Origin of the sequence: Vibrio olivae (assembly GCF_042428525.1) — a bacterium.
Lineage (GTDB): Bacteria > Pseudomonadota > Gammaproteobacteria > Enterobacterales > Vibrionaceae > Vibrio > Vibrio olivae.
This window is the reverse complement of the sequence record NZ_JBHMEP010000002.1, coordinates 314719-328394: the sequence shown is the minus strand read 5'-3', so window position 1 is coordinate 328394 and position 13676 is coordinate 314719. Positions and strand designations below refer to the sequence as shown.

The 13676-nt window shown below is 44.7% G+C and carries 9 protein-coding genes; 1 reads left to right on the top strand and 8 read right to left on the bottom strand.

The genetic code is table 11. The features are described 5' to 3' along the window. Positions 1–20 precede the first annotated feature (20 nt). On the bottom strand, positions 21–872 hold the full coding sequence (locus ACFFUV_RS11290) for an alpha/beta hydrolase (protein ID WP_390192580.1): 852 nt from the start codon (positions 870–872) through the stop codon (positions 21–23). 84 nt (positions 873–956) lie between these two features. After that, entirely contained in the window at positions 957–1553 is a 597-nt protein-coding gene (locus tag ACFFUV_RS11285; protein WP_390192577.1) for a TetR/AcrR family transcriptional regulator, read from the bottom strand. A gap of 133 nt (positions 1554–1686) precedes the next feature. On the opposite strand from ACFFUV_RS11285, the gene ACFFUV_RS11280 reads away from it, so the two are divergent. Next, positions 1687–2643 carry an AEC family transporter gene (locus tag ACFFUV_RS11280; RefSeq protein WP_390192574.1) on the top strand — a complete coding sequence of 319 codons (957 nt, stop codon included), beginning with the start codon at positions 1687–1689 and terminating at the stop codon, positions 2641–2643. 64 nt (positions 2644–2707) lie between these two features. Here ACFFUV_RS11280 and ACFFUV_RS11275 read toward each other — a convergent pair whose 3' ends face one another. From ACFFUV_RS11275 to ACFFUV_RS11250, 6 genes are all read right to left on the bottom strand, one after another. Next, on the bottom strand, positions 2708–3100 hold the full coding sequence (locus ACFFUV_RS11275) for an MAPEG family protein (protein ID WP_390192571.1): 393 nt from the start codon (positions 3098–3100) through the stop codon (positions 2708–2710). Between the two features lie 107 nt (positions 3101–3207). Continuing rightward, positions 3208–5040 (bottom strand): acyltransferase family protein, encoded by a 1833-nt coding sequence (locus ACFFUV_RS11270; protein ID WP_390192568.1) that lies wholly within the window; start codon positions 5038–5040, stop codon positions 3208–3210. 5 nt (positions 5041–5045) lie between these two features. Beyond that, entirely contained in the window at positions 5046–5720 is a 675-nt protein-coding gene (locus tag ACFFUV_RS11265) for a GDSL-type esterase/lipase family protein (protein WP_390192565.1), read from the bottom strand. Positions 5721–6312: 592 nt separating this feature from the next. Then, positions 6313–8490: a 1,4-alpha-glucan branching protein GlgB gene (gene glgB, locus ACFFUV_RS11260; protein ID WP_390192562.1), complete on the bottom strand. Its 2178-nt coding sequence runs from the start codon at positions 8488–8490 to the stop codon at positions 6313–6315. A gap of 150 nt (positions 8491–8640) precedes the next feature. Then, positions 8641–10821 (bottom strand): 4-alpha-glucanotransferase, encoded by a 2181-nt coding sequence (malQ, locus tag ACFFUV_RS11255; protein WP_390192559.1) that lies wholly within the window; start codon positions 10819–10821, stop codon positions 8641–8643. A gap of 101 nt (positions 10822–10922) precedes the next feature. Further along, positions 10923–13376, bottom strand: coding sequence for a glycogen/starch/alpha-glucan phosphorylase (locus ACFFUV_RS11250; protein ID WP_390192555.1), 2454 nt, complete (start codon positions 13374–13376; stop codon positions 10923–10925). Positions 13377–13676: the final 300 nt, after the last annotated feature.

The window sequence follows — 13676 nt, the reverse complement described above, 5'->3', positions numbered from 1 at the left end:
ATTCGATATAAACCCAAGAATTACTCTTGAGCTAATACGTTAAACGCTTGCATAACGAAATCGCTTTTCATGATTCGTCCATGTCCTTGTCCTTGCGTTGCAATCAAGGTGACGTTATCGATTTCATTAGCCGCTTTTTGCGACACAGCGAAACGCGCAAACTTATCATCCTGATCATGAACGATAAATGTGCGGCTCGTGCGGTTACTTAGCTTGGTATAAGGATCAATGGAGTGCAGCGGATAGTGATATTTCTTTTCTAACTCCAGCGCCACGGCATTAAATAGCTTCATTGAATAACCTGAACGCTTCAAACTCGAAAACAGGTTGTCTAAGTAATCCAGTACTGGCGCAATCAGTAACATGGGGCAATTCAGTAATTTTTGATGATGACATTCCAGTGCCGCTGCCGTTCCCATGCTGTGTCCAATAATGCCCGCCACATCACCGCAGTTATCGAGCACAGCTTCAAGCCCTCGAACGAAACCTGGAATATGCCCATAGACGCCTTCACTCTCCCCGTGGGCAGGGTGATCATAAGCCAGTGCGGTATACCCCTGACTCGCAATATGTTCCATCAACGGCATAAATTGATTTGCCGTGCCCGACCAGCCATGCGTCAGTACCCACACCGGGCCTTCGCCTAACTGATAGGTTTGCAGTGTCCCTTCTGATGTCTTGAGCTCACGTTTAATCAACCCTTGAGGCTGTGCATTTTTCGGTTTACTTCTTACTGGCGTTAACAGCAGCTTTCTGGCTAAGTTTTCTGCATGCTTCGGAGCAATAGCATGATGTAAGCGAGTGCTTACACTAACTAAACTGCGCTTAAAACTGAACTTGTTCGAAGTATTAAAATAAATTTTGTCACTCATGGTGATTTCCTAAGCCGAAGGTTATAAAAAGAACGGTCGTGCTTTTTTGACCCAAATAAAAAGGCGAATGTGTTCGCCCTGTGATTAGCCAGTCACTTTCCAACTGGCAAGTAAACGCTCGACACCTTGCCAAAAATGGATATCGCTCTGCTGTTTTCCTTGAATCGAATAAAACAGATGAGCACTCAAGTAGAGACCATAAAGTTCGAATGCAGCCTGACGAGCATCCAACTGTGAACAAAATTCACCTTGCTGCTGACCTTTTTCTATCTGAATCACTAAATAATCAATCCAAGTTGCGATGATTTTCTTAAGCCCTTGCTGCGCTGGGCCAAGTTCACCATGCATTTCTTTCCAAGCATCGAGAAACATGCAGCTGCCTTGAAATGAGTCATTCCAGCTTAGCCAGTTTTCTAGCAACGCTTTTAATTTGAGTTCAATACGCTGATCACTCAATTCACGAGCAGGCTCAATCACGCGAAGAGCAAATACCTGATGAGCATGATCCAACAGTGCGACTTGAAGGTTTTGTTTGGAATTAAAATGCGCAAACAGACCACTTTTGGACAGCCCACAATGTTTGGCAAGGCTACCTATGGTCAAGCTCTCTAAGCCGTTAACACTCGCTAATTCAAACGCTTGAGCCAAGATATGCTCGCGAGTCACCCGCCCTTTACTCATTGATATTCTCTATGAATCATTGACCAGCCATTATTAGCACGACCGTTCTTTTTTGTAAAATTAATTTATTTCAAAGAAGATTAGGCGCACAATGGAGAGCTGCTTAAGAAAGGATTAAAATCAAGGAGTTAATATGGCAGATATGCTTGACCAGTTGGTGTTCTCTGCGTCGATCACCGGGCCAATATGCTTAATGCTGCTACTTGGGGTGATACTCAAACGTACCAATGTGATTAATGAAAACTTTATCGACATCGCCTCAAAACTGGTGTTTAAAGTCACATTGCCAGCGTTATTGTTTCTGAGCATTATAAAGTCAAATCATGACTTTATGTCCAGTGCTCCACTCATTGGTTATGGCTTAATCGCCAACATTTTATTTTTTCTGTTATCCACTTTTGCGACCAAGCGTTTATTTCCTGATCCCAAGGACCAGGGGGTAATTATACAAGGTGGCTTTCGCGCCAATACCGCGATTATCGGGCTGGCTTACGTGGCCAACGCCTATGGCGACTCTGGTGTTGCATTAGCTGCGGTGTATGTCGCCTCCATGACTCTGCTATACAATATTCAAGCGGTTATCTGTTTAAGCCCCAAAAGTGAAAACTCAGGTAAAGATGCTTTAGGCGTTATCATCAAAACCTTAACCAAGAACCCGCTCATTATTGCGATTATTATTGGTATGATTTTCTATTTTGCGTCAATTCCAGTGCCAAATATCGTGCTCGATGCAGGCCAGTACTTTGCCAACATGACGCTGCCTTTAGCGCTTCTATGCACGGGCGGCTCGCTCGATATCGGTTCGCTCAAGCATGAAAAAAATTCCACTTGGTTTGCCACTTCGCTCAAGCTCATCCTATGCCCTTTGCTGATTACCATTGGCGCGGTATTACTTGGCTACCGGGATGTTGAACTGGCGTTGGTCTTTTTAATGAGCGCCTCTCCAGCTGCTGCTGCCAGTTATGTTATGGCTCGAGCAATGGGCGGCAATTCAACCTTAGCCGCTAACATTATCGCCCTGACGACCGTTTGCTCGCTGTTCAGTTGTACACTGGGAATTTTCTTGCTGTCGAGTTGGCAATTAATTTAACTCCCCTTTCAACAATAAAAAAGCGAGCTCAATGCTCGCTTTTTTAGTTACTCAATATCGTTACTCACATAGTAAAAATTTGTTGGTAGGGTAAATACACCAAATTCCCCATCGCGAGGCCTAAAATAACAAGAAAAGTCAACGCCATTCCACTGACTCGCCATTTGAATGTACCCGACAGTATCGCTTTGGCGTGAGCAACTCGCCCAACACAGAATAAAACGCCAGCGCCGTGTAGCAGCCAGTGTGGACCTCCGTGATACTCTAGCAGCAACATCAAGATTAACGTGATGGGGATATATTCCACCGCATTACCTTGCGCACTCCGCGCTTTTTGCAATTCATCGACCCCACCATCACCTAATGAGACCAAATGGCTTTTACGCTGCTTGATCACCAAAACCGATAAGCTCACCATCCAAAGCCCAAGTAAAGCACTATAAAAAGCAGTAACCATTGTTTCTCCTATCAGGATCGTGCTGACCTGCGATAAATCGACCGTAAAAAAGGACCTCTAAGAGGTCCTTTCAATGTAGTCCAAATGACGAGTGAACAATATGTCATCTATTGAAAAATGGAAGCGCCTGCATTTTCATACAATTGAGCAAGCCATTTCGCACCATAAACCGATAAGTGGTCATCGTCGGAATAGTAAAGAATGTCACCATCACGGTAAGTTTTAAAATCCGGAACATAAGCGTAAGGGTCTAAAAACTCAGCGCCATTGCTTACAGCAATATTTTTGACCAACTCATTGTACTTGGGATACTGGTCGCTGACCGATACATCTTGGTCACAATGCACGCCAAGGCGAATACAGTTGCTGATCTTAGCAGGATTGACCGTGAGCAGTGGCGGCTGCGCTAGTACAACAACTCGCTTACCTTGTTTGACCAAACTCGATACCAGATCAGCAAGCCCACTTCTTCGTTTATCCCAGCGGAATGCAATAAAGATAAGATCCGCAGACTCACTCACTTTATCAAACGCCTCTCGTACCACTTGGCATTTTTGAGAGTCACGCGCACCACCCATGCCACAGCCACCTGAAGCATAGAGTTTCACGTCATAATCGTATTTGTTCGCGAGTGTTGAAACGTATTCAAAGTAATGCTCTGCGTGACTATTACCAAAGAACACGATCTTCTTCTGACTATCCGTGCGTCCGCCTTCACAACCCAAATTCACAAGATCCGGGCATTTATTCTTGTCGATATGACTGTACTGGAAATCGGCGTTCACATCGCTGGTCGACAACCGTTGAGGTAGCCCTTTGTTGTAAACCACATAACCAGCCACAGAGCCCAGAAGCAGTGTCGGAATCAAAAAGTAGAACGCGCCCACATAAATCGGTTGTAATTTAAATCGGCGTAATGGGCGTTCAATCAAGAAGAAGGAACCCAAACTCAAGATCGCCATTGCCGCAACCGCCATTATTTGAAGGTTGAACGGAAGTGAGTAACCTTCACCTTTAATATCAAACACGTAGCGGATATAGGCCAAAATCGGCCAGTGGAACAAATATAAAGAGTATGAAATTAAGCCGATAAACACGAAGACACGGTTCGCCAATATCTTGTTAGCAATAGTGTTTTCACTGTTGATCAACACCGCTATCGGTAAACAGATGGCGAGTGCAACAAACCCAGGGAAAGGAAACGACTCATTGATAAAAGCCATGAGTGCAGCAACCACCAGCAACGCGGCCAACGCCAACCCATTTGAGCGAAAACGGGGCAATTTACCACTGACAGACAACAGCGCCAATAACGACCCCACCAACATTTCGCCAAAACGTGTAAACAGTAGGTAGTAGCTGACAGATTGCAACGATGGCGTTCGCGACATGTATTCAGCCAAAATGAAACTTGCAATACAAAGTGCGAAAAGAATAATAAACTTACGATTATCAAAGAATTTAATTAAAAGAAATAACGTAATTGGGAACGTAAAGTAATATTGCTCTTCTACCGCCAATGACCAAGTATGTAACAAAGGCCACTCTGAAGAATCGTTAGAAAAGTAGTCACCGGTTCTCAGCGCATACTGCATATTTGATGCAAACGCCAACACACTTAACGTCGATATCCCAACCTTATAGTATTCATAAGGAAGCGAAATAAAGTAACCGATCACTAAAACTAAAATTAATAAAAGAAATAGTGGCGGTAAAATACGCTTGGCACGGCGCACATAGAAGTTAGCAAAACTAAATGTGTTGTCTAGCTTTTCTCTATAGATAATCCCAGTAATCAAAAAGCCTGAGATAACAAAGAATATATCGACACCTAAGAATCCGCCGCTTAAGTAGGAAGGCTCGATATGAAATAGGACGACGGAGAGTACAGCTATCGCTCTTAGTCCATCTATATCCGGGCGGTAATTTTTCGCTTTCAACTAACTTATCCCTTGATCATCGCATTTAAAAATACGTTTATTGCGTACGCCCAAGCGTTATAACCATCTTCATTTAAATGAAGACCATCATAAGTAAACTCGGGGTTTAACTTACCGTTCTTCACCATAAAAGGATTCAGATCTAAATAAGCAATTCCCCTTTGTTTGGATAATTGGCTTATTTTTTGATTAAGAAGAAATATTTTATGGTTATCACGTTTTCTGCCATCCGTTAACAAAACAGATTGAATCACTATAAATGAGCCGTTATCTTTCAAGTCATCAATAATATGTATAATGTTATCCTCAATATTATTGATAGACACGTTCATTCCTAGGTCATTCACACCTATCATTAGAAAAACAATGGCATTTTTTTTGTTTTTCAATAAATCAATTCGATTAATGACACCTAATGATGTATCACCAGATATTCCTAAATTGATGACATTTGGATGTTTGACATATTTATCTAAATCAAAACCCTCAGTAATACTGTCACCAACAAAAAGGACATCCGAAGCCGCTATTTCATCTTTACGTTTAGAAAAGCTCTCCATCCTTTTTTGATAGTGTTGAGTTTCGTAAGAATCACCATGATACAAACGTCTTAACTCGGCTTGAGCATAGTGAAACCCCGGCAGGACATATGCCCAAGAGGCGACACCATAGATGCCCACTAAAAGTACTAATAAGGCAATAATTTTTATGGGACTAAAGCGCATAAATGAATTTAAATAGAGTTCAAACGTTTACTGACTAAATTTTTATATGCTAATTAGTCATCCAAATTTACTTTAAATTGACCAAACAACTCGATCTGACTTTAACTTTACAAGGTCTGATCACGCTTTAAAACCAATTGACTGTCTTATTTGTTGGACATCAAACATAAAGGTCATACGCCTCTAACAATCCAAATTCTGGATGTAAAACGTCATCAAAATTCGTCAAAGAGACTGAGTCTTAAATATTAAATATCTTTACAAGACAGGTGCTTAACATTTGTAGTCCTATCCCTACGACCATAAATATCCTTTCTGTGATGGTATGAAGACAACACACAAGTGGAGGAGAAACCAGCAAGGGAAAATGTAACGTTTAGCGTTGCAGTCAACCTTTATGCCAAATGTTTTCAGGTAACAGCCTGCCCGGCTTCAAACGTAAGGCAATAAAAAACACGGTATAAACTTTGTTTATACCGTGTTGAGAATGGTTTATGGGTATCCAGCAATTTACACTATAAATAGTAACGCGATATCATCATAACGATTAACTGAACTTATAAAACAGCGTGGCTAATGGCGGTAGCACAATCTCAATAGATTGCCCTAAGCCCTCACTGGCTATCGACTCTGTTTTTGCGTTACTCACAACACCAAAATCGCTTCCGTGGTAACGTTTGTCGTCCGTATTGAGTAGAAGCTGATAATCCCCTTTCAATGGCACACCCAAACGAAACCGTTCGTGAGGAACAGGCGTAAAATTAGTCACGACCAAAATACGTTCTCCCTGATCACTTAAGCGTTCATGGGCAAGTACACTTGCATCAGCAGCATCTTGCAATCGCCACTCAAAACCTCTTGGTTCACAGTCAAGTTCATACAAGGCTTTCTCATTGCAATACAAGTGGTTGAGGTCTTTGATCAAATGTTGGATGCCTTGATGACGCTCAAATTGGAGTAAAAACCACTGCAGTTGGTCATCATGATTCCACTCCGCTGTTTGGCCAATTTCGGCCCCCATGAAGTTAAGCTTTTTCCCCGGTTGACCATACATGTAGCCATAGTAGGCCCGAGCATTGGCTGTTTTTTGCCATTCATCCCCTGGCATTTTGTCCAAAATTGAGGCTTTGCCATAAACGACTTCGTCATGGGAGAGAGATAAGACATAGTTTTCACTATGTGCATATATCAGAGGGAAGGTGATGGTGTTGTGGTGATATTTACGATGAACAGGGTCTTCTTTTATGTACGATAAACTATCGTGCATCCAACCCATATTCCATTTGAAACCAAAGCCTAAACCACCGACAAACGTCGGCGCCGACACTCCAGGATACGCGGTGGACTCTTCAGCAATGGTCATCGCATTTGGGAACCACTTGTACACTTCTTCGTTCATCCACTTAAACATCGCGATGGCATCATAATTTTCGTTACCACCATCGATATTAGGAACCCATTGGTCATGACTGCGAGAGTAATCGAGATACAACATTGAGGCGACGGCATCGACACGTAAGCCATCGATATGGAACATTTCGAACCAATACAAAGCATTGGAGACTAAGAAGCGCCTAACGTGCTCTCTGCCAAGATCGTAAATGTAGGAGTTCCAGTCCTGATGCCACCCACGACGCGGATCAGGGTCATGGAATAATGGCGTACCATCAAAGTTAGCCAACCCGTGACCATCCGCAGGAAAATGAGCAGGTACCCAATCAAGCACCACACCGATACCAGCTTGATGGCACTGATCAACAAAATATTTGAAATCATCCGGCGTCCCATAGCGACTGGTGGGTGCGAACAACCCAACCGGCTGATAACCCCAAGAGCCGTAAAACGGATGCTCCGCAACGGGCATGAGTTCGACGTGAGTGTACTCCATGTCAATCAAATACGGGACCAATGCATCAGCCAGTTGACGATAGTTAAGAAATTCGCCTTGGTCATTGCGCTTCCAAGACCCCGGATGCAACTCATAAAACGATAACGCTTGCTTGCGCTTTTCAGTTACCGGGCGAGATTGCCACTGCGCATCTTGCCATTGATATTGTTGGTGATCATAAGCAATAGACGCGAAAGAGGGATATTGCTCAGCGTAGCTTCCCCAAGGGTCGGCTTTATGCGGTAAGCCCTCACCATTTGGCCCCTTGATTTCATATTTGTACTGCGTTCCTGGCTCAAGATGGGGAACAAAAATTCCCCATACTCCGTAATCCAAACGCTGCATCGGCAATCGGCGTCCATCCCACTGGTTAAAATGGCCGATCAAGCTACACGCAGCAGCATGTGGCGCATAAACCAAAAATCGAATACCGGAAATTTGTTGTCCACCACGCTCTAGCGTCATGAACTGCGCCCCCATGTGGTGATACATGGTTTTTGGTGTATGCAAATCTTCATACTCAGCATAGATATTGTGATACTGGTATGGATCATCGATTTCCTGCTCTGTCTCCCCCCAGTCAACTAAAAGCCGGTAATGAGTAAGCGTTAAATCGGGACCTTCAGCAAGAACAAAGGCGGAGTCCCCTTCACGCGTCATCGTTAATGGCGCGTAATCGTCAATAAGTACGGACACGCCTTTCGCTCCAGGCATCCATACTCGCAGGATATGCTCGGAGTCTAAGAATGGCCCCAAAAAGGCAAAAGGGTCAGAAAACGACGCACGTGAAAGCTGGTCATGAATTTTGGACACTTTGGTTTTTGTTTTGCTAATCAACTGATTCTCCCTAACCGAACTGTCTCAGTTTGACGTAAGCGAAAGAGTAAAAAGCCCGCAAAATGCGGGCTTGTCGCGTTATTAAAGTGTAGCGAATTCAATCCTAATTGAGAGTGACCAACACCTGACTTTTTAAACCACAACATACGGTTAATGACTTGCTTTTGCTCGAACTTTAGTCAATTTCGATGCGATCTGGTTGACACTCTCTTGCGCAAAGACTTCATCCAAATTCATCGATAACTTACGACGCCAGTTCGGGTATTCATCCACGGTACCGGGTATATTGACGGGTTTATCCATCTCTAGCCAATCTTCAAGCTGTACGCTGAGCAGTGCAGATGATCCGGCCGCCACGTGCAATTGAAGAGCTTGTGCGAGGTAAGTATCCATAGGCACAAACTGAGCGTCACGCCCTATCCCTTCCGGTAAGAAGCCGTGCCATGCGACCGAATCAAGAATGCCCTGCTTGCATTTCAGGCGATCAGCAAACAGCGCTTCTAATTGTTGCTTATTAGGGTAGAGTCCAAGCTCTGCACCCATTTTCAAATCATCACAATGCCAAAAACCACGCAGAGTAGGCATATCATGCGTACATAAAGCGGACATGGATTGCTCAGCATAATGCGCTGGAGAAATATAACCGCCATCTTCTTTTGAGGTTTCAAAGAAGAACACTTTATATGAGTGAACTCCGGCATCACGCAGAATTTCAACAATTTCATCAGGCACGGTACCCAAGTCTTCACCAATCACACTGCATTGATGACGATGAGATTCCAACGCCAAAATAGCCAGCATATCTTTCACTGGGTAGTAGATATAAGCCCCATTTGTGGCGCTCTCACCTCTTGGTATCCACCATAAACGCAGTAACCCTAACACGTGGTCAATACGCAAAGAGCCACAGTGCTTCATGTTGGCGCGCAGCAATTTAACGTAGGCATCGTATCCCGTTTCTTGTAACACTTGAGGATTTAGTGGTGGCAATCCCCAGTTTTGCCCCAAAGGACCAAGAATATCGGGCGGCGCACCGATACTGGCATCCAAAATCAAATTGCCATCGTCGGCCCACGTTTCCGACCCCGAATCTGCTACGCCGACCGCAAGGTCACGATACAAGCCAACCGCCATCCCCTTCTCTAATGCCAGGGACTGCGCTTCATTGATTTGGTTGTCAGCAACCCATTGTAGGTACATATAAAGATGAACAACATCGTGATTTTGCTGAATGAATTTTTGTACTGCCGGGTTTTCAAAACGGCGATATTCCGCCGGAAATACGGGCCAGCCCCAAATACTGCTGTCTTTGTCATGCAACATGGCATGAATGGCGTCAAATGCCGCTTGGTGTAATAAACTATCAGCGCCCTGCTCGACAAACGCTAAGAAAGCTTGAGCACGTTCGCTATTTTTATCCAGATGGCGAACTTTAAACTCTTCGAATAATAGAGGTAACACACTCATTTTAAGTTCAGCGACATCGGTGTAGTTCACCCAATGTGCTTCGCGTGCTTTTTGTAAACGCTGCTGGAAATCCGCACTGCCAACCATTTGCTGAGCTTTGGCGCTTAAAGCAAACTCAGGAACTGAGCTAACATCGATATACAGAATATTTAGCCAGCGTCGAGAGGATGGACTGTACGGACTCGCCCCTTCTGGGTTTGCTGGAAACAAAGAGTGAATCGGGTTAAGCCCGACAAAATCACCGCCGCGAGAAGCGATATCTGCGACCAACTGTTTGAGATCGCTAAAGTCACCAATTCCCCAGTTATGCTGGGTACGCAGGGTATAAAGCTGAACGCTTGGCCCCCACATTTTTTTGTTCTCTTCCATTGCAGGCTGCTTATAGCACTGCTTTGGTGTGATAATTAATGTCATTTCGTATGGCGATTTACGACGTTTACGAATGACGGATAGCTTGTGATAACCGAGCGGAAGATCGCTAGGCAGTGCAAACACCAAAGGGCCCCCATTGCTGCGTTCATCGCGCACAATTTGTGACTGAAGGTAACCTTCCAACACATCGCCTTGTTCAGTGTCTAAACGCCAGCTAAATTCACTCTCACGCGCGCTACTGCCGAGGTTTAGCTCGACTTCAACAGGCCCACCCTCGTGTAAAACCAAAACCGGACCAAGAACATCTTTCTTGTGTTTCTTTGCTGCGGACTTTAATAAAGCGTCATCGCTGCTGGTATCGTAACCAAGCGACGCCAAAAGGCGACGAATGGTGTCATCTTCGACCTTCGCCTCGTCGCCCCAAGCGCTGACGTATCGGTCAGCAATTTGTGCCATTTCAGCGACTTGTTTTAATGCATTTTGTTGTTTCATCGCTCTCTCCGAAGGCATGCTCACACCTTCAAAAATTAGTAGGGTTATATAATTGAAATGAATCAAGCCAAGGCGCGGTGGCCTTGGCTCTTTCGGACTGTTTAGCGACTTATCGCATCCAATTTCCAGATATTATTCACGTAATCTCGAATACTGCGGTCTGAACTAAACTTGCCCACTAATGCGGTATTGAGAATCGCTTTCTTAGCCCAGCCGGCTTGGTCTCGATACTGAGTATCCATCGCTTCGTGCGCTTGAACATAAGACGCAAAATCCGCCAATACGAGGTAAGGGTCACCGCCATCGAGTAAACTGTCGTATGTCGCTCTTAGCGCACCCGGTTCACCCGGCGTAAACTCATCGCCCAAAAGAAGTTCCATTGATGATTTAAGTAGCGGGTCGGCATTGTAATAATCGTACGGGTTGTAACCGCTGGCTTTTAACGCCTCAACTTCATCCACTTCCAATCCAAAGATGTAGATATTGTCATCTCCCACTTCTTCACGGATTTCAACATTAGCGCCATCCATGGTACCGATAGTCAATGCACCATTGAGTGCCATTTTCATATTACCGGTACCTGAAGCTTCTTTACCCGCTGTCGAAATTTGCTCAGAAACATCCGCAGCAGGAATGATGATCTCAGCCATGCTGACTCGGTAATCAGGAACAAAGACCACTTTCAGCTTATTGCCAATGCGCGGATCATTGTTGACCTTCTCTGCGATCTTGTTGATGGCGTAAATGATCTCTTTCGCTAAGTGATAACCAGGGGCGGCTTTGGCAGCGAAGAAAACCACTCGCGGCGCCATATCAAACTCAGGATCGTTAATTAAACGATGATAGAGAGACAGGATATGCAGCATGTTCAAGTGCTGGCGTTTGTATTCATGAAGACGCTTGATTTGCACATCAAAAATCGCGTTGGTATCAAGCTCGATCCCCATGTTGTCCTTGACCCATGTAGCCAGACGCGCTTTGTTTTGCTTTTTCACCGCCATAAATTCTTTCTGGAATTTAGTGTCATCGGCATACTGAGCAATCGCTTCAAGTTGATCGAGATGCGCTGGCCATTCGTCACCAATTTTTTCAGAAATCAACGCAGACAAACCAGGGTTACAGAATTTCAACCAGCGGCGAGGGGTAATACCATTGGTCACATTTTGTAGACGCTTAGGGTACAGCTCATTGAACTCAGGGAATAAGTCACGTTTAACCAACTCAGAGTGAAGTGCTGCCACACCGTTAACTGCGTAAGAGCCGACCACACAAAGGTTCGCCATACGCACCATGCGATGGAAGCCTTCTTCGATGATCGATAATTTCTGCTGTTTTGCTACATCACCAGGCCACTTCGCTCGAACCTCTTGCAAGAAGCGGTGGTTGATTTCGTAAATGATTTCCATATGACGAGGAAGCAAACGCTGAATCAACGACTCACTCCAGGTTTCAAGCGCTTCGGGCAATAGAGTGTGGTTGGTGTAGGCAAAGGTTTGTGAACTGATCGCCCACGCCTCATCCCACGTTAATCCTTTCTCATCAATCAGAATGCGCATTAACTCCGGAATCGCGATGGTTGGATGCGTATCATTTAATTGAATGGTTTCAAATTTCGGCAATGACGCCAAAGTGTGACCAGCTAGTTCATGACGACGAAGAATGTCACGTACAGAAGCCGCACTATGGAAATACTGCTGCATCAAACGCAGAGTTTTGCCTTTTTCGTGGTTATCGTTCGGGTACAGAACTTTGGTAATGTTACCCGCATCGATCAATGAGTGCTGCGCCTCAAAATAGTTACCATTGTTAAAACTTTCCAGAGAGAAAGGTGCAATCGCTTGGCATTCCCACAAACGTAGAGGGTAAACCGTATCACTTTGGTAACCAACGATAGGCATATCCCAAGGCATCGCTTTGACTTGCATGCCTGGCACCCAGCGGCGCTTCTCTTTTCCTTGATCTTCGTACACTTCAACGTGTCCGTAAAAACCAATTTCTTGAGCAAGTTCAGGGCGAGCGACTTCCCATGGGTAACCTTCAACACCACACCAAGCATCAGGCGCTTCCTGTTGACGACCGTGATCAAATGACTGTTTAAACAGACCATATTCATAATGCAACCCGTACCCAACGGTTGGGAACTCTTGCGCGGCTAACGAATCCATAAAACACGCCGCCAGTCGGCCTAAACCACCGTTCCCCAGAGAAGGGTCACGCTCTTCTTCCAGTAAGTCGGTTAGGTTTTGGCCCAGCTCACCCATTGCTTCGGTGATCTGCTCATACAGGCCCATGCTGATTAAGTTATTGCCCGTCAAACGACCAATAAGAAATTCAAGAGAAAGGTAATTTACGCTTTTCGCGTGGGTAATTTTGTCGTCTTGTTCTGTCTCAAGAAGATCAAGAGTCGTCAATTCAGCTAACGCTCGGCCCATTGCTAAATACCATGCACGTGGCGTTGCGTGCTCAACCGTCGTCGCGTACGTTGCCGATAGATGCTTCTTCACATTGGCTTGAAAAGCACCTTTATCGAAATCTTTTTGCTGAGTAGGTTTCATAACAGAATTCTCACTGTTTGGTTTAAGTCATCTGAGGCATATCGTGCATTCACTAGACAAGTGAAACATCCTCCTAACCACATCAATGCGTAGGAGGAGGAGTCAGGGCGTAGAGTGCAGATTACACAGAGCTCAGTGATCGAACTCTCAAACCACAGCGTTAGACTCAATAGTCCGGTGAGAAAGATCACACCACTAACAAAATAAAGCTAGTCAGCTTCCCGATATGGCATCGATCTTTCTCACCAGACAAATAATCAAACTGTTTTAGACATCACATTTAACCTAGTAACTTTTCAT